At 72.7% G+C, this 21,081-nt stretch carries 18 protein-coding genes and 2 tRNA genes; 15 read left to right on the top strand and 5 right to left on the bottom strand.

The features are described 5' to 3' along the window. Positions 1–41 precede the first annotated feature (41 nt). Positions 42–2,681 (bottom strand): aminopeptidase N, encoded by a 2,640-nt coding sequence (pepN, locus tag HDA33_RS04460; RefSeq protein ID WP_184171358.1) that lies wholly within the window; start codon positions 2,679–2,681, stop codon positions 42–44. Between the two features lie 225 nt (positions 2,682–2,906). On the opposite strand from pepN, the gene HDA33_RS04455 reads away from it, so the two are divergent. Next, entirely contained in the window at positions 2,907–3,380 is a 474-nt protein-coding gene (locus tag HDA33_RS04455) for a ribose-5-phosphate isomerase (RefSeq protein ID WP_184171356.1), read from the top strand. After that, entirely contained in the window at positions 3,381–4,292 is a 912-nt protein-coding gene (locus HDA33_RS04450) for a DNA-formamidopyrimidine glycosylase family protein (protein WP_184171354.1), read from the top strand. 214 nt (positions 4,293–4,506) lie between these two features. Here HDA33_RS04450 and HDA33_RS04445 read toward each other — a convergent pair. Continuing rightward, positions 4,507–4,580, bottom strand: a tRNA-Gly gene (locus HDA33_RS04445). Between the two features lie 78 nt (positions 4,581–4,658). Between HDA33_RS04445 and HDA33_RS04440 the strand changes: the two genes are divergently transcribed. The 7 genes from HDA33_RS04440 to HDA33_RS04410 all read left to right on the top strand — a co-directional run bounded on the left by HDA33_RS04440 (position 4,659) and on the right by HDA33_RS04410 (position 10,974). After that, positions 4,659–5,585, top strand: coding sequence for an SDR family NAD(P)-dependent oxidoreductase (locus HDA33_RS04440; RefSeq protein ID WP_184171352.1), 927 nt, complete (start codon positions 4,659–4,661; stop codon positions 5,583–5,585). 81 nt (positions 5,586–5,666) lie between these two features. After that, a tRNA-Pro gene (locus tag HDA33_RS04435) sits at positions 5,667–5,740 on the top strand. 45 nt (positions 5,741–5,785) lie between these two features. Next, a complete protein-coding gene (gene tig, locus HDA33_RS04430; protein ID WP_158494705.1) occupies positions 5,786–7,243 on the top strand; it encodes a trigger factor in 1,458 nt (485 codons plus the stop codon). Between the two features lie 244 nt (positions 7,244–7,487). Further along, on the top strand, positions 7,488–8,102 hold the full coding sequence (locus HDA33_RS04425) for a ClpP family protease (RefSeq protein WP_184171349.1): 615 nt from the start codon (positions 7,488–7,490) through the stop codon (positions 8,100–8,102). A gap of 40 nt (positions 8,103–8,142) precedes the next feature. Then, entirely contained in the window at positions 8,143–8,808 is a 666-nt protein-coding gene (locus HDA33_RS04420; RefSeq protein ID WP_158494704.1) for an ATP-dependent Clp protease proteolytic subunit, read from the top strand. 181 nt (positions 8,809–8,989) lie between these two features. Further along, positions 8,990–10,288, top strand: coding sequence for an ATP-dependent Clp protease ATP-binding subunit ClpX (gene clpX, locus HDA33_RS04415; protein WP_158492727.1), 1,299 nt, complete (start codon positions 8,990–8,992; stop codon positions 10,286–10,288). A gap of 71 nt (positions 10,289–10,359) precedes the next feature. After that, on the top strand, positions 10,360–10,974 hold the full coding sequence (locus HDA33_RS04410) for a mycothiol-dependent nitroreductase Rv2466c family protein (RefSeq protein WP_184171347.1): 615 nt from the start codon (positions 10,360–10,362) through the stop codon (positions 10,972–10,974). Positions 10,975–11,109: 135 nt separating this feature from the next. Here the strand turns inward: HDA33_RS04410 and HDA33_RS04405 are convergent, their stop codons facing one another. The 3 genes from HDA33_RS04405 to valS all read right to left on the bottom strand — a co-directional run bounded on the left by HDA33_RS04405 (position 11,110) and on the right by valS (position 14,565). After that, positions 11,110–11,394 (bottom strand): hypothetical protein, encoded by a 285-nt coding sequence (locus HDA33_RS04405; protein WP_184171345.1) that lies wholly within the window; start codon positions 11,392–11,394, stop codon positions 11,110–11,112. Between the two features lie 97 nt (positions 11,395–11,491). Continuing rightward, complete coding sequence (locus HDA33_RS04400) at positions 11,492–11,827, bottom strand: DoxX family protein (RefSeq protein WP_017488708.1); 336 nt, start codon at positions 11,825–11,827, stop codon at positions 11,492–11,494. 65 nt (positions 11,828–11,892) lie between these two features. Then, positions 11,893–14,565 (bottom strand): valine--tRNA ligase, encoded by a 2,673-nt coding sequence (valS, locus tag HDA33_RS04395; RefSeq protein ID WP_184171343.1) that lies wholly within the window; start codon positions 14,563–14,565, stop codon positions 11,893–11,895. A gap of 53 nt (positions 14,566–14,618) precedes the next feature. Between valS and HDA33_RS04390 the strand changes: the two genes are divergently transcribed. The 6 genes from HDA33_RS04390 (at position 14,619) to HDA33_RS04365 (ending at position 21,062) form a co-directional block, all read left to right on the top strand. After that, positions 14,619–15,407: an SDR family oxidoreductase gene (locus tag HDA33_RS04390; RefSeq protein ID WP_420826909.1), complete on the top strand. Its 789-nt coding sequence runs from the start codon at positions 14,619–14,621 to the stop codon at positions 15,405–15,407. Positions 15,408–15,450: 43 nt separating this feature from the next. After that, a complete protein-coding gene (locus tag HDA33_RS04385; protein ID WP_184171337.1) occupies positions 15,451–16,200 on the top strand; it encodes a sirohydrochlorin chelatase in 750 nt (249 codons plus the stop codon). Positions 16,201–16,316: 116 nt separating this feature from the next. Beyond that, positions 16,317–18,032, top strand: coding sequence for a nitrite/sulfite reductase (locus HDA33_RS04380; RefSeq protein ID WP_184171334.1), 1,716 nt, complete (start codon positions 16,317–16,319; stop codon positions 18,030–18,032). Continuing rightward, positions 18,029–18,754, top strand: coding sequence for a phosphoadenylyl-sulfate reductase (locus tag HDA33_RS04375; RefSeq protein WP_158494699.1), 726 nt, complete (start codon positions 18,029–18,031; stop codon positions 18,752–18,754). The genes HDA33_RS04380 and HDA33_RS04375 overlap by 4 nt, the downstream gene beginning before the upstream one ends. A gap of 32 nt (positions 18,755–18,786) precedes the next feature. Next, entirely contained in the window at positions 18,787–19,722 is a 936-nt protein-coding gene (gene cysD / locus HDA33_RS04370; protein ID WP_184171331.1) for a sulfate adenylyltransferase subunit CysD, read from the top strand. After that, positions 19,722–21,062, top strand: a complete 1,341-nt coding sequence (locus HDA33_RS04365; RefSeq protein WP_184171329.1) for a sulfate adenylyltransferase subunit 1 — start codon at positions 19,722–19,724, stop codon at positions 21,060–21,062. The genes cysD and HDA33_RS04365 overlap by 1 nt, the downstream gene beginning before the upstream one ends. The last annotated feature ends 19 nt before the right edge of the window (positions 21,063–21,081 follow it).

Here is a 21,081-nt window from a genome sequence, read left to right as displayed (position 1 = left end):
TCCGGCCCCGTGCACTGCGTTCAGCACCGCGGGCGGCGGGCTCAGGCGCTCGCGGACACCTCGTGCACGTGTGCGGCGGCGTGGCCGCGGGCGGCCAGGGCGCGGACGGTCTCGTCGCGGCCCTCGGCCAGTACGCGGGACAGGCCGGCGCGGGTTCCCGCCGTCTTCTCGGAGAGCGCGGTGGCGCGCTGCGCCGTCTCCTCGCTCACCTGCGCGGCCGGGTAGCCGAGCACGGCCGCGGTCTCGGCCATCTCGTGCGAGCGCGAGTCCCACATGGCCTCGACGCACTCGAAGTAGGCGTCCGCGAACGGGGCCAGCAGGGCGGGCTCGTGCGCGCGGGCGAAGCCGATCAGGGCCTGGCGCTGCTCCGTGTTGGACAGCTCCCCGGCCATGACGCGGTCCCAGGCCGCCTGCTTGGCCTCGGCCGTGGGCACGGCGGCGCGGGCCTGGATGGCGGCCAGGGCGCCGGTGGCGGTGGCGTCCTCGCGCTCGGCGGCGGCGATCTCCGCCTCCCCGGCGCGGCCGGCCGCCACGAGCGCGGTGAGCAGCTCCCAGCGCAGGTCCGTGGTCAGGTCGAGGCCGGGCACGGTGTGCGTGCCGTCCACGACGCCGGCCAGGCGGTCCAGCTGGGCGGCGGTGCGGGCGTGGAGGGCGAACGCCTTCACGAACTGCAGCTGGCTGTCCGAGCCGTCCTCGGCGCCCGCCACGAGGCCCCACAGGCGGTCGGCCACGGCCGCGCGGGCCGCCGTCGACTGCTCCTCGGGCAGGTACTGGCCGAGGGACGTGGCGAGCTGGCGCAGCAGGGTCTGCACCACGGACGAGTCCTGCTCGTGGCCGATGTTGGCCAGGATCAGGTCCGCGAACCACGCGGCCGAGGCCTCGCCGTCGCGCACGGCGTCCCACGCGGCACCCCACAGGAGAGTGCGGGCCAGCGAGGAGTCCACGTCCTGGAGGCGCGTGGAGGCGGCCTCCCACGAGGCCTCGTCGAGGCGGAGCTTGGCGTAGGCCAGGTCGTCGTCGTTGGGAAGGATCAGGGCGGGACGACGGCGGCCGGCGGCCTCGGCGACCTCGGTCACCTCGCCGGCCACGTCCAGCTCGAAGCGCTCGGTGCGGGTCAGGCGGCCCGTGGCCTCGTCGACGTCGTAGAAGCCGACCGCGAGGCGGTGCGGGCGCAGCACGTCGTCGCCGGGGGCGGACGGGGAGCCGTCCGGGGCGCTCTGGCGCAGGCGCAGGGCGGTGATGACGCCGGCCTCGTCCGTCTCCACCTCGGTGCGGAGGGTGTTCACGCCGGAGGTCTCGAGCCACACGCGGGTCCACTCGGACAGGTCCCGGCCCGACGCGGCCTCGAGCTCCGACATCAGGTCCGGCAGCTCGGTGTTCGACCAGGCGTGCTTGGCGATGTACGCGCGCACGCCGGCCATGAAGTTCTCCTGGCCCACCCACGCCACGAGCTGGCGCAGCACGGAGGCGCCCTTCGCGTAGGTGATGCCGTCGAAGTTCACGAGCACGTCGTCGAGGTCGCGGATCTGCGCCTTGATGGGGTGCGTGGAGGAGAGCTGGTCCTGGCGGTAGGCCCAGTTCTTCTCCATGGAGGAGAACGTGGTCCAGGAGCCGGTGTACCGGGTGTTCTCGGCGGCGGCGAGCGTGGACATGAACTCGGCGAAGGACTCGTTGAGCCACAGGTCGTTCCACCAGCGCATGGTCACGAGGTCGCCGAACCACATGTGGGCCAGCTCGTGGAGGATCGTGATGGCGCGGCGCTCCACCATCGCCTCGGGCACGGTGCCGCGGAAGACGTAGGACTCGAGGAAGGTCACGCATCCGGCGTTCTCCATGGCGCCGGCGTTGAACTCCGGCACGAACAGCTGGTCGTACTTCTCGAACGGGTAGGGGTGGCCGTACTGGGCCTCGAAGAACTCGAAGCCCTGGCGGGTCAGCTCGAACACGTTGTCCGCGTCCAGGTGCTCCACGAGGGAGGCGCGGCAGTAGACGCCCAGCGGGATGGTGCGGCCGTCCGCGCTGGTCAGCTCCGAGTGCACGGCGGCGTACGGGCCGGCCACGAGGGCCGTGATGTAGGAGGAGATGCGCGGGGTGGGCACGAACTCCCAGACGGCGGCGTCCACGCCGGAGAGCTGGTCCTCGTTCTCCACCACGCCGAGGCCGCGGCGCGAGGCCTCCGGCTGGTTGGAGACCACGGCCCAATGGGCGGGGGCGGTGACGGTGAAGCGGAACGCGGCCTTGAGGTCGGGCTGCTCGAACACGGCGAACATGCGGCGGGAGTCCGGCACCTCGAACTGGGTGTAGAGGTAGACCTCCTGGTCCACCGGGTCCACGAAGCGGTGCAGGCCCTCGCCGGTGTTGCTGTAGTCGCCGAGGCCCTCCACCACGAGGGTGTTCTGGGCGGCCAGGGGGCCGATGGGCAGGCGGGCGCCGTCGTAGTCCTCGACCGCCACGCGCTCGCCGTTGAGGGTGACCTCGGGGGCCTGCGAGGCCACGAAGTCGATCCACGTGTGCGTGCCCACCGCGTCCTCGGACGCCGCGAAGGTCACGGTGGAGGCGGTCCGGAAGCGCTCCGGCCCGTGGGTGAGGTCCAGGCTCACCTCGTACGCGTCCACGGTGAGGGCGGCGGCGCGCTGGGCGGCCTCCTCGCGGGTGATGTTCAGGCGGGCGGACGAGCTCACGGAACCTCCAGGGGGATCGGCGGGGGACGGGCCCCGCGGACGGCGGGGTGCACGACGACGGCGCGGGGCGGGTGTGCCCCGGCTCACGTCGCCCGCCCATGGTGTCACAGGCGGCGGACGCGCCCGGCGCGACGCGGAGCCCGGCGGGGCTGCGTCGGTGCCGGCGCCTGCGCCGTCAGTACGATGGGGGCGTCCCGCCGACCCCGCCGAACAGGAGCCTGAAGCATGCGCGTCCACATCGCCACCGACCACGCCGGCATGGAGCTGTCCGCCCACCTCGTCGAGCACCTGCGCGGGAAGGGCTACGAGATGGTGGACCACGGCCCCGAGGAGTACGACGCGCTGGACGACTACCCGGGCTTCTGCATCAACGCCGCCCGCGCCGTGGTGGCGGACCGGGAGAAGGGCCTGGACTCGCTGGGCATCGTGCTCGGCGGCTCCGGCAACGGCGAGCAGATCGCCGCGAACAAGGTGGCCGGCGTCCGCGCCGCCCTGGCCTGGAACCTGGACACGGCCAAGCTGGCGCGCGAGCACAACGACGCCAACGTCGTCGCCGTCGGCGGCCGCCAGCACTCGCTCGAGGAGGCCACCGAGCTCATCGAGGCGTTCCTGGCCGAACCGTTCTCCCGGGACGAGCGCCACGTGCGCCGCATCGGGAAGATCGCACACTACGAGACCACCGGAGAGGTGCTGATGTGAGTGCCTGAGGGCCACTCCGTCCACCGTCTCGCGCGCCAGTTCACCGACGTCTTCGGCGGCCGCCGGATCCGCACCACGAGTCCGCAGGGGCGCTTCACCGAGGGCGCCGCGCGCATGGACGGGCAGGTCCTCGAGGCCGCCCGCGCGCACGGCAAGCACTTCTTCGCCGACCTCGCGGACGGGCACGTGCTCAACGTGCACCTGGGCATGTACGGGGCCTGGAGCTTCGGCGGCGACGAGCGGTTCGACGCCGCCTCCTCGATCGGCGCGCCCCGCCGGATCGGGGAGCGCGAGGTCCACGCCGACGGCGCCGCGGCCGCCGAGCCCGACCGGGACGACGACGGCTGGGTGCTCCCGCCGCCGCCGGTCCCCACCGTGCGGCTGCGCGTGCGCGCCGAGCACGGCTGGGCCGACCTGATCGGCGCGAGCACGTGCCGACTGCTCACGCCGGCGGAGGCGAGCGACGTCGTCGCGAAGCTGGGCCCGGACCCGCTCAACGACGACGACCCCGCGCCCTTCCTCGACCTCGCCGGCCGCACACGCCGGCCGATCGGCACGGTCCTCATGGACCAGGCCGCCGTCGGCGGGATCGGCAACATCTTCCGCGCCGAGGCGCTGTTCCGCGCCGGGCTGGACCCGTGGCGTCCGTCGAACGACGTGCCGCGCGAGGTGCTCCGGGGGCTCTGGTCGGACAACGCGGAGCTGATGCGGGAGGGCGTGCGCCTGGGACGGATCGTGACGACCCGGCCCGAGCACCGCCCCGGCGTGCCCGCGGAGCAGGCGTGGCCCGAGCACGCGAACTACGTGTACCAGCGGCAGGGGAGCCCCTGCCTGGTGTGCGGGCAGGACGCGATCGTGGTGGAGGAGATGGCCGCCCGCAAGCTGTACCGCTGCACGGTCTGCCAGCGCTGACGCGCGGAGGTGCCGGCGTGCCGGGTCGGAGCCCCTACCCGGCGGATCGACGCACATGGCCCGGATCGACGGAACGGCCGTCGATCCGGGCCGTTTCCGTCGATCCGAACGGCTCCGGCGCAGTGCGGGGCCGGGGCCGACGTCGGCATGACGACCCCCGGGAAAGCCGAGAGCCGGGCCGTCGCTCTCTCGGCGACGACCCGGCTCCGGATGGTGGAGGGGATGACGGGAATCGAACCCGCGTAGCCAGTTTGGAAGACTGGGGCTCTACCATTGAGCTACATCCCCGCAGGCCCGCGCACGGCGCGGACCAGCGGCTGACACACTACCACGGCGCCTCCCGCCGGCCGTGGACCAGGAGGCCCCATGCCCCGCTCCAGGACTCCGCGCCCCGCCCTCCGCGCCCTCGCCGGGGCCCTCCCGCGCCGTCGCCGGCTGCCGCTGCGGGGGAGCACCGTGCTGATCACCGGCGGGGCCTCCGGCATCGGCCGGCTCATGGCCCTCGGCGCCGCTCGCCGGGGCGCCGCCCGCGTGGTCGTCTGGGACCTGGACCTGTCCGCCGCCGAGGCCGTCGCCGCCGAGGCGCGCGCCCTGGGCGCGGAGGCCGTCGCGGAGCGCGTGGACGTCACGGACGCCGCGGCCGTCGAGGCGGCGGCCGCCCGCGCCGGGGCGGTGGACGTGGCCGTGAACAACGCGGGGGTCGTCACCGGCGCCCGCCTCGAGGACGCCACGGAGGAGGGCATCCGCCGCACCTTCGATGTCAACGCGCTCGCCCCCTACTGGCTGACCCGCGCCGTGCTGCCGGGTATGAAGGCCCGGGACCGCGGCGCCGTCGTCGTGATCGCCTCGGCCGCGGGCCTCGTCGGGGTCGCCCGCCAGACCGACTACTCCGCCACCAAGCACGCCGCCGTCGGCTTCGCGGAGTCCCTGTCCGCCGAGCTGCGCAAGGACGGCAGCGCCGTCACCGCCCTGGCCGTGTGCCCCTTCTACATCGACACCGGGATGTTCGACGGCGTGCGCTCCCGCATCCCGTGGCTGCTGCCCGTGCTGCGGCAGGAGGAGGTCGCCGAGCAGGTGCTGGACGCCGTCGAGGCCGGCCGCACCCGCCTGCCGCTGCCCCGCGCCGTCGGACTCCTCGCGCCGCTGCGCGCCCTGCCGACCCCCGTCTTCGACCGGGCGATGGACCTGATGGGCGTGAACGACACGATGGACGGGTTCACGGGCCGCCGACCCGCCGTCGACGTGCCCGCCCCCGACCCGCGAGTTTTCGCGCCCGACGGCGCGGCGCGCTAGGATTCCACAGTCTGCCCTCGGGCAGTGCCTCGGGTGCCCGCGAGCATCCACCGCGCACCCCGCCGGCGTCGGGGACGACCGCGGGGTGTAGCTCAGCTTGGTAGAGCGCGCGCTTTGGGAGCGTGAGGCCGCAGGTTCAAATCCTGTCACCCCGACTCGACGTCAAGACATCAACCCACCAGCAGCAACAGGAGCCATCCGTGGTCAAGTCCACCGCAGAGAACCTCAGCCCGACCCGCGTCAAGCTGAACGTCGAGGTGCCGTTCGAGGAGGTGAAGCCGTCCCTGGACAAGGCGTACAAGGACATCGCCAACCAGGTGCAGATCCCCGGCTTCCGCAAGGGCAAGATCCCCGCGCGCCTGATCGAGCAGCGCTTCGGCCGCGAGGCCGTGGTGGACCAGGCCGTCAACGAGGGCCTGAACACCTGGTTCTCCGCCGCCATCTCCGAGGCCGAGCTCACCCCCATCTCCCGCCCCGAGGTGGACGTGACCGCCACCCCGGACTCCGAGAACGCCGAGGGCCCGGTCGTCTTCACCGCCGAGTTCGACGTGCGCCCCACCATCGAGCTGCCCGACTACAAGGGCCTCAAGGTCACCGTGGAGCCGGCGAAGGCCACCGAGGAGGACGAGCAGAAGGCCCTCGACGCCCTGCGCTCCCGCTTCGGCTCGCTCAAGGACGTGGACCGCCCGGCCGCCCAGGACGACTTCGTCACCATGAACCTCACCGCCTCCGTGGACGGTGAGCAGGTGGACCAGGCCGAGGGCCTGTCCTACCAGGTCGGGGCCGGCACCATGCTCGAGGGCATCGACGAGGCCCTCGACGGCCTCTCCGCGGGCGAGGACGCCACCTTCGAGTCCACCCTCAACGGCGGCGAGCACGACGGAAAGACCGCCGTGGTCAAGCTCGAGCTGACCGCCGTCAAGGAGCGCGAGCTGCCCGAGGCCGACGACGAGTTCGCCCAGCTGGCATCCGAGTTCGACACCATCGACGAGCTCAAGGAGGACCTGAAGAAGCAGGCCGCCGAGGACGCCGTCAACCGCCAGGGCGTCGAGGCCCGCGACAAGGTGCTCGCCGAGCTCGCCAAGCTGGTCGAGGTGCCCGTGCCGGACGGCGTGATCACCGAGCAGGTCGAGCAGCACTTCTCCGCCGGCGGCCACGCCGCGGGGGACGACCACGACACGCCGGAGCACCGCGCCGAGCTCGAGGCCAACACCCGCGAGGCGTTCGCCAACGAGGTCATCCTGGACGAGGTCGCCGAGGCCGAGGAGGTCACCGTCGACCAGGGCGAGCTGATCGAGTACATCATCGCCACCTCCTCCGAGTACGGCATGGACCCGAACCAGTTCGCCATGATGCTCGACCAGGGCGGCCAGATCCCGATGATCATGGGCGAGGTCCGCCGCCGCAAGGCGCTCGCCAAGGTCCTCGAGTTCGCCGAGGTCACCGACACCGACGGCAAGGCCGTGGACCTCAAGGCCTTCGTGACCCCGGGCGGCCAGGAGGCCCTCGACGCCGAGGCCGAGGGCGCCGACCCGGCCGAGGCCGAGGAGAAGCCGGCCAAGAAGGCCGCCGCCAAGAAGCCGGCCGCCAAGAAGGCCCCGGCCAAGAAGAAGGCCGAGGAGAAGGCCGACGACGCCGAGGCGTCCGAGCAGGCCTGATCCGCCCGGCGGGGGAGCACCCCGCCGACCACGACGACGGCGCCCCCGGTCCGAGAGCCGGGGGCGCCGTCGTCGTCCCCGGGGCGGGCGCCGCGCCAACCTGCGCCAACAGCGAAACGACGCCGGCGCTCGCCCGAGGGCCGGGGCGCCCGACTAGTCTCGGACTCGATCAGGGACCCGTCCGCCCGCGCGAGCCGCGGCCGGCCGACAGGCCCGTGGACATCTCGACAGGAAGGCGGAAGTGATGACCGACATCACCCCCAGCATGCGTTCGGTGGACCCGGCGCAGCGCGAGGATTTCCTCTACACCCAGCTGCTGAAGTCCCGCATCGTCTGGCTCGGCGAGGACGTCCGCGACGACAACGCCAACGCGATCTGCTCGCAGCTGCTCCTGCTCTCGGCCGAGGACCCCGAGAAGGACATCTACCTGTACATCAACTCCCCGGGCGGCTCCGTCACCGCGGGCATGGCGATCTACGACACGATGCAGTACATCCCGAACGACGTGGTCACCGTGGCCACCGGCCTCGCCGCCTCCATGGGCCAGTTCCTGCTGGCCTCCGGCACCAAGGGCAAGCGCTACGCCACCCCCCACGCCCGCGTCCTGATGCACCAGCCCTCGGGCGGCATCGGCGGCACCGAGTCGGACATCCGCATCCAGGCCCAGCTCATCCTGCACATGAAGCAGGTCATGGCGGAGCTCACCGCCGAGCAGACCGGCCAGTCCGTGGAGACCATCCTCGAGGACAACGCGCGGGACAAGTGGTTCACCGCGAAGGAGGCCCTCGAGTACGGCTTCATCGACCACATCGCCGACCGCGCCGCGTCCGTGACCGGCGGCGGCGGCGTCCAGGGCTGAGCCCGCCCGGACCGCCCAGAGACTCTCGAGGAGACCAAGAATGACCCAGTTCCCCGCCGGGCTCCCCACCGGGACCCCCAGCATGCCGACGCCCGACGCGCGCTACATCCTCCCGCAGTTCGAGGAGCGCACCCCCTACGGCTTCAAGCGCCAGGACCCCTACGCCAAGCTGTTCGAGGACCGCATCGTGTTCCTCGGCTCCCAGGTGGACGACGCGTCCGCGGACGACGTCATGGCGCAGCTGCTCGTGCTGGAGGCCATGGACTCCGAGCGCGACATCACGCTCTACATCAACTCGCCGGGCGGCTCCTTCACCGCCATGACGGCCATCTACGACACGATGCAGTTCATCCGTCCCGAGGTGCAGACCGTGTGCCTGGGCCAGGCGGCCTCTGCCGCGGCGGTCCTGCTGGCCGCCGGCGCCCCCGGCAAGCGCCTCGCGCTGCCCAACGCGCGCGTGCTCATCCACCAGCCCGCCATGCAGGGCGACCGCGGCACCGCCACGGACCTGGAGATCCAGGCCCAGGAGATCAACCGCATGCGCGTGTGGATGGAGCAGACCCTGGCCTCGCTCACGAACCGCACCCCGGAGGAGGTCTCCCGGGACATCGACCGGGACAAGTTCCTCTCGGCGGAGCAGGCCCTCGAGTACGGCCTCGTGGACGAGGTCCTGGCCTCCCGCAAGATCACCCGCCCCGCGGGCTGATCCCCGCCGCTCCCGTCCGAGGGGCCCCGTCGCGCGCGTCGCGGCCGGGCCCCTCGCGGACTCTCCGGGACCCGGTCCCTTAACGTGTCCGCCCGCGCCCGTATGCTGGACGGGATCTGTCAGCGACGTCCCCCGCATCGGGGTGCACGTCCCCGCCCCTGCCCTCGAGGAGACCCCCATCATGGCGCGTATCGGAGAGAGCGCTGACCTGCTCAAGTGCTCGTTCTGCGGGAAGAGCCAGAAGCAGGTGCGCAAGCTCATCGCCGGGCCGGGCGTGTACATCTGCGACGAGTGCATCGAGCTCTGCAACGAGATCATCGAGGAGGAGCTCGGAGAGGCGGCGGACTCGGACGAGATGGTCCTGCCCACGCCGCAGGAGATCTTCGACCACCTCGAGGGCTACGTGATCGGCCAGGAGGTTGCCAAGCGCTCCCTCGCCGTGGCCGTCTACAACCACTACAAGCGCGTGCGGGGGCCGCAGGGGCGCGGGGGAGACCTCGCGGACCGGCTCACCGAGCGGGACGACCTCGCGGACGTCGAGGTGGGCAAGTCCAACATCCTCATGGTGGGCCCCACCGGCTCCGGCAAGACCTACCTCGCGCAGACCCTGGCCCGCCGCCTGAACGTGCCCTTCGCCGTCGCGGACGCCACGAGCCTCACCGAGGCCGGCTACGTGGGCGAGGACGTGGAGAACATCCTCCTCAAACTGATCCAGGCCGCGGACTACGACGTCAAGAAGGCCGAGCAGGGGATCATCTACATCGACGAGATCGACAAGATCTCCCGCAAGTCCGAGAACCCCTCCATCACCCGGGACGTCTCCGGAGAGGGCGTGCAGCAGGCGCTGCTGAAGATCCTCGAGGGCACGGTCGCCTCCGTGCCGCCGCAGGGCGGGCGCAAGCACCCGCACCAGGAGTTCCTGCAGATCGACACGTCCAACGTGCTGTTCATCGTGGCCGGTGCCTTCGCGGGCCTGGACGAGATCATCGGCTCCCGGGCCGGCCGCAAGGGCATCGGCTTCGGCGCCCCGCTCAACCACCTGGGCGCCGGCGAGGTCTCCTACGCGGACGTGCGCCCCGAGGACCTGCTCAAGTTCGGCCTCATCCCCGAGTTCATCGGCCGCCTGCCCGTGATCACCACCGTCGAGGACCTCACCCACGAGCAGCTCGTGCGGGTGCTCACCGAGCCGAACAACGCCCTGCTGAAGCAGTACCAGAAGCTGTTCCTCATGGACGGCGCGGAGCTGGAGTTCGAGCCGGAGGCCCTGGACGCCGTCGTGGAGCTGGCCGAGGCCCGGGGCACCGGCGCCCGCGGGCTGCGCTCCATCATGGAGGACGTCCTGAAGCCGGTCATGTTCGAGCTGCCCTCGCGCACGGACGTCGGCACCGTCGTCATCTCCGGCGAGGCGGTGCGTGGCGAGGCCGAGCCCGTGCTGATCCCCGCCGAGGTCGAGCGCCGCCGCCGCGGCCGCAGCGCCTGACGGGCCGCCCGCCGGGAATGCCCGGGCCGCCCGCCGGGAATGCCCGGGCCGCCGGCCCGGTTGGCCCAGGCATGAGCGAGAACACCCAGCCCGTCGTCGACTTCTACTTCGACCCCACCTGCCCCTTCGCCTGGATCACCTCCCGGTGGATCCTGGAGGTGGAGAAGGTCCGGGACATCCAGGTGAAGTTCCACCAGATGTCCCTGTACATGCTCAACGAGGGCCGTGACCTGCCCGAGGACTACCGCCGCTCCACCGACCGCGGCCTGATCCCCGGCCGCGGCACCCAGCACGTGGGCGCCGAGCACCCCGAGCGCCTGGCCGAGTGGTACACCGCCCTGGGCACCCGCATCCACAACGAGGGCCAGAAGGACTACGAGGCGGCCCTCACCGGCGCCGCCGAGGACCTCGGCCTGGACCCGGCCCCCATCCTCGCGGCCACCCAGACGGACGCCGAGGACGAGCGCCTGCGCGAGAAGCAGCGGGCCGCCGAGGAGCTCGTGGGCAACGACGTCGGCACCCCGGTGGTGTCCTTCAACGGCACCGCGTTCTTCGGCCCGGTGCTCACCCGCATCCCGCGCGGCGAGGAGGCCGGGCGCATCTTCGACGGCGCCGTGGCCCTGGCCGAGTACCCGTACTTCTACGAGATCAAGCGCGCCCGCACCACCGACCCGCAGTTCGACTGAGCCTCCGCCCCGCCCGCGGGGCCCGCACACGACGACGGCCGCACACCCCCGGTGGGGTGCGCGGCCGTCGTCGTGTCCGGGCCTGCCGGGGTCCGGTCCTCGGCGTCCCGTCAGCACCGGTCGTGGTCCATCGGCTCACCGAGAGGCGTAGAACGTGCCCTCCCAGCGGCGAGCGTCGGCGAACCACTTGCACTTGTAGGCGATTCGCACGGTGTAGCCCTCCATGCGGAAGAGCTTCATCTCGGAATTCATCCTGCTGGTGCAGTTGTGGAAGTTGCCATTCGTGATGACGACCGTGGTGACGGCCTCGGCAGGCGGAGGTGTCGCGAGAGCCGTTCCGCCCACGGCGAGCATCGCAGCGGCGAAGACGGTGCCCATGCGGGCTCGAAGAGGGCGGTGTGCCGTCGGGGTGGTGGTCATGGTGCTTTCCTTCCCCTCGGTGATGCGTGTCATACAAGCACCGTCGGTTGAAGGTGGCCACACCTGCCGTCCACGGAGTCAGCGGAACGTCTGCTCCTCAGCCCCGCGCGATGCGACCAGCGGCGCGGATCATCGGCACCTGCAGGGGGAGCCGGCCGAGCGCGAGGGCGCGCCACGGCCAGGAGCGGCCACGCCAGCGCCAGGCCATCCACGCGTTGCCCGGCCACACGCCCAGGAACAGCGCCTGGGCCGCGCGGCCGCCGGCCCGGCGGGTTCGGGGCGCCGCCAGCATGCCGGCGACGGCCAGCTCGGCCACCCCGGACCCCACTGTCCAGGCGCGGGCGGGGCCGGGCAGCGCCGGCGGGATGAGCCCGTCGAAGGGCTTCGGACGGGCGAAGTGCAGCACGCCCATCCCGGCCAGCGCCGCGGCCATGCGGCGTGCACCGGTCCCCGTGGCCCCGGCCGTGTCGGTCCGGGGAGCCGACGCGCGCCGCACGCTCAGGCCTCCTCGGCGGGGGCCAGCTCGATGTCCGTGACCTCGAGCTCGCCGTCGGCCTCGGTCAGCGTCACGTCCGCGACGTTGCCGGCGCCCTTGAGGTCCGCCAGGCCGCCGCGCAGCGCGTCGAGCTGCGCCGCGGCGGCGCGGACGGTGGCGGTGCGCACCTGCGTGCGCTGCTTGACCTTGGCCTCGGACTTGGCCTTGCGGACCCGGCCCAGCACCTGCGCGACGACGGCCAGCACCTGCGGGTCCCCGCCCTCGGCGGCGGCGCGCAGGCCGGCGGCCTCGGACTCCAGGCCCGGCCACAGCGCGCGGTGCACGGAGCCGGTGCGCCACCAGCTCCACACCTCCTCCGTGGCGAAGGGCTGGAACGGGGCCAGCAGCCGCAGCAGCGAGTCGAGGGTGGTGGCCAGGGCGGCCACCACGGAGGCCTGCTCGGCCTCGCCGTGGCCGCCGTAGGCGCGGTCCTTGATGAGCTCCACGTAGTCGTCCGTGAACTGCCAGAAGAACGACTCGGTCACGTTCAGCGCCCGCGCGTAGTCGTAGGCGTCGAACGCGGCGGTGGCCTGCTCCACCGTGGTGGCCAGCCGGGCCAGCAGGGAGGCGTCCAGGGCGTTGGTCACGCGCGCGGCATCCTCGGGGGTGCGGACCACGGCGTCCCGGGTGGCGCCGAGGTTGAGCACGAACTTAGCGGCATTGAGCAGCTTGATGGCCAGGCGGCGGCCGATCTTCATCTGCGCCACCTCGTAGGCGGTGTCCGCGCCGAGGCGGGCGGAGGACGCCCAGTAGCGGACGGCGTCGGAGCCGAACTCCTCCAGGATGTCCGTGGGGACCACCACGTTGCCCTTGGACTTGGACATCTTCTTGCGGTCCGGGTCCAGGATCCAGCCGGAGAGCGCCGTGTCCGTCCACGGCACGGAGCCGTTCAGGGCGTCGGCGCGGACCACGGTGGAGAACAGCCAGGTGCGGATGATGTCGTGGCCCTGCGGGCGCAGGTCGAACGGGAAGACGTTCGCGAAGAACTCCTCGTCCCGGGACCAGCGGCCCACGATCTGCGGGGTGAGCGACGACGTCGCCCAGGTGTCCAGGACGTCCGGGTCGCCGGTGAAGCCGCCGGGCTGATCGCGCTGGTCCTCGGTGAAGCCCGGGGCGGTCTCGGCCACCGGGTCTACGGGCAGGGCGGCGTCCTCGGGGACGATCGGCTCGTCGTAGACGGGCTCGCCCTCGGCATCGAGGCGGTACCAGACGGGGATCGGCACGCCGAAGAAGCGCTGACGGGAGACCAGCCAGTCGCCGTTGAGGCCCTCCACCCAGTTCTCGTAGCGGTGGCGCATGTGCTCGGGGTGCCAGTCCAGCTCGCGGCCGCGGGCGATGAGCTGCTCGCGGCGGTCGGCGTCGCGGCCGCCGTTGCGGATGTACCACTGGCGGGAGGTGACGATCTCGAGGGGCTTGTCGCCCTTCTCGTAGAAGTTCACGGCGTGCTGGACCTTCTTGGGCTCGCCGTCCATCAGGCCCGCCTCGGTGAGCGCCGTGACCACGGCCTCCTTCGCGGAGAACACGGTCTTGCCGGCGATCGACTCGGCGTAGAACGCGCGGCCGGCCTCGGAGGAGATCCACTCGGGGGTCTCGGCGGCGAAGCGGCCGTCGCGGCCGATGAGGGTGCGGGTGGGCAGCTGCAGCTCGCGCCACCAGGTGACGTCGGTGAGGTCGCCGAAGGTGCAGACCATGGCGATGCCCGAGCCCTTGTCCGGCTTGGCCAGCTCGTGGGCCTTGACCTCCACCTCGACGTCGAACAGCGGCGAGCGCACCATGGTGCCGAAGAGCGGCTGGTAGCGCTCGTCCTCCGGGTGGGCCACGAGGGCGGAGCAGGAGGCGAGCAGCTCGGGGCGGGTGGTCTCGATGAACACCTGGGTGCCGTCCGCCGCGGTGAACGGGTAGCGGTGGTAGGCGCCGGGGACCTCGCGGTCCTCGAGCTCGGCCTGGGCGACGGCTGTGCGGAAGGTGACGTCCCACATCGTCGGGGCCTCGGAGAGGTAGGCGTCGCCCGCGGCGACGTTGCGCAGGAAGGCGCGCTGGGAGACGGCGCGGGAGACGTCGTCGATGGTCCGGTAGGTCATCGACCAGTCCACGGACAGGCCCAGGCGGGTGAAGAGGTCCTCGAAGACCTTCTCGTCCTCCACGGCGAGCTCCTCGCAGAGCTCGATGAAGTTCTTGCGGGAGACCACGTCCCAGTCGCGCTGGTTCTTCGCGGGCTGCGCCGGCGGGGTGTAGCCCTCGATGTACGGCTTCGTGGGGTCGCAGCGGACGCCGTAGTAGTTCTGCACTCGGCGCTCGGTGGGCAGGCCGTTGTCGTCCCAGCCCATCGGGTAGAACACGTTCTTGCCGGTCATGCGCTGGTAGCGGGCCAGCACGTCCGTCTGCGTGTAGGAGAACACGTGGCCCACGTGGAGCGAGCCGGAGGCGGTGGGCGGGGGAGTGTCGATGGAGTACACCTGCTCGCGCGTGGTGCGCGGGTCGAAGGCGTAGGTGCCCTCCTGCGCCCAGCGGGCGGTGAGCTTCTCCTCCAGGCCCTCGAGGCCCGGCTTGTCCGGCACGGCCACGGCGCCGGCGGCGGGGGTGGAAGCGGTCGATGCGTCGATGGGCGTGTCTGTGCCCTGCGTGTTCTCAGCCATGCCCGTCATCATCCCATGCGGGCCGACCCGTTCCGTGGGCTACCGTCGTGGACGTGAGCCACACCACCGAGAACCAGAGCCCCCGCGCCGCCGTCGTGACCGGCGCGACCACCGGCATCGGCCGCGCCACGGCCCTCGAGCTCGCCCGCCGCGGCTGGCGGGTGTACGCCGTCGGCCGACGTGCCGAGCGCCTCGACGCCCTCGCCGCGCAGGCCCGCGAGGAGGCCGTGCCGGGCGAGGTCGTCCCCGCGCCCCTCGACGTCACGGACGAGGCCGCCGTCGCCGGGCTGGTCGCCCGTGTGGACACGGACGGCGGGATCGACACCCTCGTGAACATCGCCGGCGGCGCCCGCGGCACGGACTTCGTGGGCGCCGGCAGCCGCGAGGACTGGGAGTGGATGTACCGCGCCAACGTGCTCGGCACCCTGGCCATGTGCCAGGCGTTCCTGCCCGGGCTGCGCGCCCACGGCGAGGGCACGGTGCTCAACCTGACCTCGACGGCGGCCGTCACCGCCTACGAGGGCGGCGCCGGCTACAACGCGGCGAAGATGGGCCAGCACGGCCTCACCGCTGCGCTGCGCCTGGAGGAGGCCGAGCACAACGTGCGCGTGATCGAGGTGCTGCCCGGGATGGTGCACACCGAGGAGTTCTCCCTCATGCGCCTCGGCGGCGACCAGTCCGCCGCGGACGCCGTGTACGCGGGCGTCGAGAAGCCGCTCACCGCCGAGGACGTCGCCGAGGTGTGCGTCCACGCCGTCGAGCTGCCCCACCACGTGAACCTGGATCAGATCGTGATACGGCCGGTCGCCCAGGCCGCCCAGCACAAGGTGATCCGCCGGTGAGCGGCGGGCCGCAGAACGTGTGGGCCGACGCGGTGGGCTCGGCATGAGCGCGCCCGTGCTGCACGTGATCGCCTGCGCCCACGGCACGCACGACGCGGCCGGCCGCGTCGTGATCGACGGCCTCCGTGCCGACCTGGCGGCCCTCCTGGACGCCGAGGGGCCGGGCGCCCAGGTCCACGAGGCCTACGTGGACGTGCAGAGCCCCTCCCTCGACGAGGTCGTGGCGGCCCTGCCCCCGGGGGAGCCAGCCGTGATCGTGCCGCTGCTGCTGTCCTTGGGCCATCACGTCCACCACGACATCCACCACGCCGCGGCCGCCCGACCCGACACGATCGCCGCCGCACCGCTGGCCGGGGCCGGGGACGACGTCGAGCCGCGCCTGGTGACCGTTCTGGCCGAACGGGTGGCCCAGGCGGTGCCGGCCGGTGAGGCCGCGACATCGGAGGTCATCCTGGCGGCGGCCGGCACCCGCGCCGCGGACGGTCAGGCCCAGGTGCACGCCCTGGCCGCGGCCCTGGCCCGGGCCACGGGACTGCCCGTGACCGCGGCGTTCGGGGCGGCGGCCACCCCCCCTGTGCCCGACGCCGTCTCCCGGGTGCGCGCCACCGGCCGTCGCGCCGTGGTGGCCGCCCACCTGTTGGCCCCCGGGTACTTCCACGACCGACTCGGCGAGAGCGGCGCGGACGCGGTCACCGACCCCCTGCTGCCGCATCCGCTGGTGGCGCGGATCGCCCTGGATCGGCTGCGGTCCGCCCTCGCCGAGGCCCCGAGGGGAGCCGCCGGAGGCCGCTGAGCCGCTCGTCACACGACCGGGCCGGGCCAGGCACCGACCGCGGCCCGGCCCCGGGAACGTGACGAACTGCGTCGACGATCTTGGGGTCGGCCTGCCGGGTTCCTAGCGTGGCGGCCATGACCCAGGTGAACGAGACGTCGAGGCCGGCGCGCACCCCGCGCCGTCCCTCCGCCAAGCCGCACGGCCAGTGGAAGGTGGACGGGACCGCCCCCCTGAACCACAACGAGGAGTTCAAGCAGCAGGACAACGGCCTGAACGTCCGCGAGCGCATCGAGCAGGTCTACGCCCGGGAGGGCTTCGACTCGATCCCCTCGGACGACCTGCACGGCCGCTTCCGCTGGTGGGGCCTGTACACCCAGCGGAAGCAGGGGATCGACGGCGGCAAGACCGCCACCCTCGAGCCCCACGAGCTCGAGGACCGCTACTTCATGCTGCGCGTGCGCATCGACGGCGGCGACCTCACCACCGAGCAGCTGCGCGTGATCGGCGGGATCTCCACCGACTTCGGCCGTGACACCGCGGACATCACCGACCGGCAGAACGTCCAGCTGCACTGGATCCGCGTCGAGGACGTCCCTGAGATCTGGCGGCGCCTGGAGTCCGTGGGCCTGTCCACCACCGAGGCCTGCGGCGACGTGCCGCGCGTGATCCTCGGCTCACCGGTGGCCGGGATCGCCGCAGACGAGATCATCGACCCCACGCCCGTGATCCGGGAGATCGCGGACCGCTGGATCGGCGATCTCGAGGTCTCCAACCTGCCCCGCAAGTTCAAGACCGCCATCACCGGACACCCCTCCCAGGACGTGGTCCACGAGATCAACGACATCTCCCTGATCGGCGTGGTGCACCCCGAGCTGGGTCCCGGCTACGACCTGTGGGTCGGCGGCGGCCTGTCCACGAAGGCCCGCCTGGCCGACCGGATCGGCGCGTTCGTCTCGGCCGAGCGCGCCCCTGAGGTGTGGCACGCCGTCGTGAGCATCTTCCGCGACTACGGCTACCGGCGCCTGCGCAACAAGGCCCGCATGAAGTACCTGCTCGAGGACTGGGGGCCGGAGAGGTTCCGCACCGTGCTGGAGGAGGAGTACCTCGGCTACGCCCTGCCCGACGGCCCCGCCCCGGCCCCGCCCACCCGCCCCGGCGACCACGTGGGGGTCCACGAGCAGAAGGACGGCCGCTTCTACATCGGTGCCGCCCCCGTCGTCGGCCGCTCCAGCGGCACCACCCTCACCGCCCTCGCGGACCTGCTCGAGGCCCACGGCTCCACCCGGCTGCGCACCACCCCGCACCAGAAGATCGTGGTGCTGGACGTGGAGCGGGACCGGGTGGACGCCGTCGTGGCCGGCTTGAAGGAGCTGGGGCTGGACCCGGAGCCGTCCGTGTTCCGCCGCTCCACCATCGCCTGCACGGGCCTGGAGTTCTGCAAGCTCGCCATCGTGGACACGAAGGACACCGCCACCGCCGCGATCGCCCAGCTCGAGGAGCGCCTGGCCGACCTCGCCGACCGCCTCCCCGAGCGGCTGAGCCTGCATGTGAACGGCTGCCCCAACTCCTGCGCCCGCATCCAGACCGCGGACATCGGTCTGAAGGGCCAGCTGCTGCCGGACGGCGACGGCGGCCAGACGCCCGGCTTCCAGGTCCACCTGGGCGGCGGGCTGGCCTCCGTGGACCGCGCCGAGGCCGGCCTCGGACGCAGCGTCCGCGGCCTGAAGGTCCGCGCGGACGGGCTGGTCGACTACGTCGAGCGCCTCGTCCGCCGGTACGACGAGCAGCGTGAGCCGGGCGAGACCTTCGCCCGGTGGGCGCACCGAGTCGACGAGGAGGCCCTCCGATGAGCACCGTTCCCCCCACCCGTCCGACTGAGGAGCTCGAGCGCCTGCAGGCGCTCGCCGAGTCCGGCGCCGCCGAGCTCGGCTGGGACGCCCCCGCCGCGGCGGTGGTCGACTGGGCCGCCCGCCATGTGGACCTCCGCCGGGCCGCCGTGGCCTGCTCCATGGCCGACGCCGTCCTGCCGCACCTGGTGGCGCAGCGGATGCCCGGCGTGGACGTCCTCTTCCTGGAGACCGGCTATCACTTCACCGAGACCCTCGCGACGCGCGACGAGGTGGCCCGCCGCCTCGACGTCACCGTGGTGGACGTGCTCCCGGAGCTGACCGTGGCCGAGCAGGACGAGCGCCACGGCAAGGACCTGTTCGCCCGTGACCCTGGGCTGTGCTGCGCGATGCGCAAGGTCGAGCCCCTCAACCGCGCGCTGGCCGGATACGACCTGTGGTTCACCGGCGTCCGCCGGGACGAGGCGCCGACGCGCACGAACACCCCGCTGGTGGGCTGGGACGAGGCCCACGGCATGGTCAAGGTCAACCCCGTCGCCCCGTGGAGCTTCGACGACCTGGTCGGCTACGCCACGGACCACGACGTGCCCGTGAACCTGCTCCTGCAGAACGGCTACCCCTCGATCGGCTGCCGCCCCTGCACCCGCCCCGTCGCCCCCGGGGAGGACCCCCGAGCCGGGCGCTGGACCGGGACCGCGAAGACCGAGTGCGGCATCCACGTCTGAGCGCCGCACCCGAGACAGACCAAGGAGACACGATGACCCTGACCCATGCCCCCGACCCGGGGACCGCGAGCCCCGCCGGGCCCGACGTCCTGGACGCACTGGAGGCCGAGGCGATCCACATCATCCGCGAGGTGGTGGCCGAGTTCGAGCGCCCCGCCATGCTCTTCTCGGGCGGCAAGGACTCCGTGGTGATGCTCCACCTGGCCGCGAAGGCCTTCTGGCCGGGGAGGATCCCCTTCCCGGTGGTCCACGTGGACACCGGCCACAACTTCCCCGAGGTCCTCGAGTTCCGCGACCGCACGGTGGAGCGGCTCGGCCTGCGGCTCGTGGTGGGATCCGTGCAGGAGTACATCGACCGCGGTGAGCTGCGTGAGCGCGCCGACGGCACCCGCAACACCCTGCAGACCACCCCCCTGCTGGACACGATCCGGACCAACCGGTTCGACGCCGTCTTCGGGGGAGGCCGCCGTGACGAGGACAAGGCGCGGGCCAAGGAGCGGATCATCAGCCTGCGGGACGCGTTCGGGCAGTGGGACCCACGCAACCAGCGCCCCGAGCTGTGGAACCTCTACAACGGCCGTCACACCCCCGGCCAGCACGTCCGCGCGTTCCCCATCAGCAACTGGACCGAGCTGGACGTGTGGCGGTACATCGCCCGCGAGGGCATCGAGCTGCCCCCCATCTACTACGCGCACGAGCGGGAGGTCTTCCGCCGCGACGGCATGTGGCGCGCCGTGGGGGAGCACTCCCGGCCGGCCGAGGGGGAGGAGGTCACCACGCGGACGGTGCGCTACCGCACGGTGGGTGACATGTCCTGCACCGGCGCCGTCCTCTCGGAGGCCGCCACCGTCGAGGACGTCGTGCTCGAGGTCGCCGCCTCCACCCTGACCGAACGCGGGGCCACCCGCGCCGACGACCGCATCTCCGAGGCGGCCATGGAAGATCGCAAGAAGGACGGGTACTTCTGATGAGCACCGCACTGCTGGACCGGCACGCCCCTGCCGGGACCCTGTTCCGCCTGGCCACGGCCGGCTCGGTCGACGACGGGAAGTCCACCCTCGTGGGCCGCCTCCTGCACGACTCCAAGGCCGTCCTGGCCGACCAGCTCGAGGCCGTGGCCCGCACCTCCGCCGAGCGCGGCTTCGGCGGCGCCGAGGGCGGGCTGGACCTGGCGCTGCTGACCGACGGCCTGCGCGCCGAGCGGGAGCAGGGGATCACGATCGACGTCGCATACCGCTACTTCGCCACGGACCGGCGCACCTTCGTGCTGGCCGACTGCCCCGGGCACGTGCAGTACACCCGCAACACCGTCACGGGCGCCTCGACGGCCGACGCGGTCGTGCTGCTCGTGGACGCCCGCAGTGGCGTGGTGGAGCAGACCCGGCGCCACCTCAGCGTGGTGGCCCTGCTGCGGGTGCCGCACGTGATCGTCGCCGTCAACAAGATCGATCTCGTGGACTACTCCGAGGAGGTCTTCACCGCGATCGCCGACGACGTCCGGCGCGTGGCCCGGGAGCTTGGCCTCTCCGACGCGGTGAGCGTCCCGGTGTCCGCCCTCCAGGGCGACAACGTGGTCACCCGCTCCGAGCGGACGGCCTGGTACACCGGCCCCACGCTCATGGAGCTGCTCGAGTCCCTGCCCGGGGCGGACGCCGAGGACGACGCCGCGGCCTCCTTCCGCTTCCCGGTGCAGCTCGTGCTGCGCCCCCAGGGCGCCCTGGCCCCCGGCCTCGACCCCGAGGTCTTCCGCGACTACCGCGGCTACGCCGGGCAGGTCGTGGCGGGCACCGTCCGGCCCGGGGACGCCGTCGCCGTCCTCACCCCGGGGCAGCCGGCGCGCACCACCACCGTGGTGGGCGTCGACGCCGCCGGCGAGTCCCTCGAGGAGGCCTCCTCCCCGCAGTCGGTGGTCCTGCGCCTGGCCGACGAGGTGGACGTGGCCCGCGGGGACACGATCGCCGCCGCGGACACCGCCCCGCGTCCCACCGCGGAGGTGGCCGCCGCGCTGTGCTGGCTCTCCGCCGCGCCGCTGCGCGTCGGGCAGCAGGTCCTCGTCAAGCACGGAACCGCCGTCGTCCGGGCGCTCGTCCAGGAGGTGGCCGGCCGGCTCGACCTGGACACCCTGCGGCTCGACCCGGCCGAGACCCTCGGGCTCAACGACATCGGACAGGTGCGCCTGCACCTGGCCGCGCCGCTGCCCGTGGAGCCCTACGCCGTGCATCGGCGCACCGGGGCGTTCCTTGTGATCGACCCCCAGGACGGGGCCACGCTCGCCGCCGGCATGGTGCGCGGCGGCGACGAGGCCTGATCCAGATGACGAGGGCGCG

The sequence above is a fragment of the Micrococcus endophyticus genome (genome assembly GCF_014205115.1).
In the GTDB taxonomy this organism is placed as follows: domain Bacteria; phylum Actinomycetota; class Actinomycetes; order Actinomycetales; family Micrococcaceae; genus Micrococcus; species Micrococcus endophyticus.
The sequence above is the reverse complement of the archived record's forward strand: the minus strand, read 5'-3'. Positions and strand labels throughout refer to the sequence as shown.

Excerpts from the sequence above, each read along its gene's own strand:
- HDA33_RS04455 (WP_184171356.1), top strand. The coding sequence starts at position 2,907 with ATGCGCGTCCACATCGCCACCGACCACGCCGGCATGGAGCTGTCCGCC.
- HDA33_RS04440 (WP_184171352.1), top strand. The coding sequence starts at position 4,659 with ATGCCCCGCTCCAGGACTCCGCGCCCCGCCCTCCGCGCCCTCGCCGGG.
- HDA33_RS04425 (WP_184171349.1), top strand. The coding sequence starts at position 7,488 with ATGACCGACATCACCCCCAGCATGCGTTCGGTGGACCCGGCGCAGCGC.
- HDA33_RS04420 (WP_158494704.1), top strand. The coding sequence starts at position 8,143 with ATGACCCAGTTCCCCGCCGGGCTCCCCACCGGGACCCCCAGCATGCCG.
- clpX (WP_158492727.1), top strand. The coding sequence starts at position 8,990 with ATGGCGCGTATCGGAGAGAGCGCTGACCTGCTCAAGTGCTCGTTCTGC.
- HDA33_RS04410 (WP_184171347.1), top strand. The coding sequence starts at position 10,360 with ATGAGCGAGAACACCCAGCCCGTCGTCGACTTCTACTTCGACCCCACC.
- HDA33_RS04405 (WP_184171345.1), bottom strand. The coding sequence starts at position 11,394 with ATGACCACCACCCCGACGGCACACCGCCCTCTTCGAGCCCGCATGGGC.
- HDA33_RS04400 (WP_017488708.1), bottom strand. The coding sequence starts at position 11,827 with ATGGCCGCGGCGCTGGCCGGGATGGGCGTGCTGCACTTCGCCCGTCCG.
- valS (WP_184171343.1), bottom strand. The coding sequence starts at position 14,565 with ATGGCTGAGAACACGCAGGGCACAGACACGCCCATCGACGCATCGACC.
- HDA33_RS04385 (WP_184171337.1), top strand. The coding sequence starts at position 15,451 with ATGAGCGCGCCCGTGCTGCACGTGATCGCCTGCGCCCACGGCACGCAC.
- HDA33_RS04380 (WP_184171334.1), top strand. The coding sequence starts at position 16,317 with ATGACCCAGGTGAACGAGACGTCGAGGCCGGCGCGCACCCCGCGCCGT.
- HDA33_RS04375 (WP_158494699.1), top strand. The coding sequence starts at position 18,029 with ATGAGCACCGTTCCCCCCACCCGTCCGACTGAGGAGCTCGAGCGCCTG.
- cysD (WP_184171331.1), top strand. The coding sequence starts at position 18,787 with ATGACCCTGACCCATGCCCCCGACCCGGGGACCGCGAGCCCCGCCGGG.
- HDA33_RS04365 (WP_184171329.1), top strand. The coding sequence starts at position 19,722 with ATGAGCACCGCACTGCTGGACCGGCACGCCCCTGCCGGGACCCTGTTC.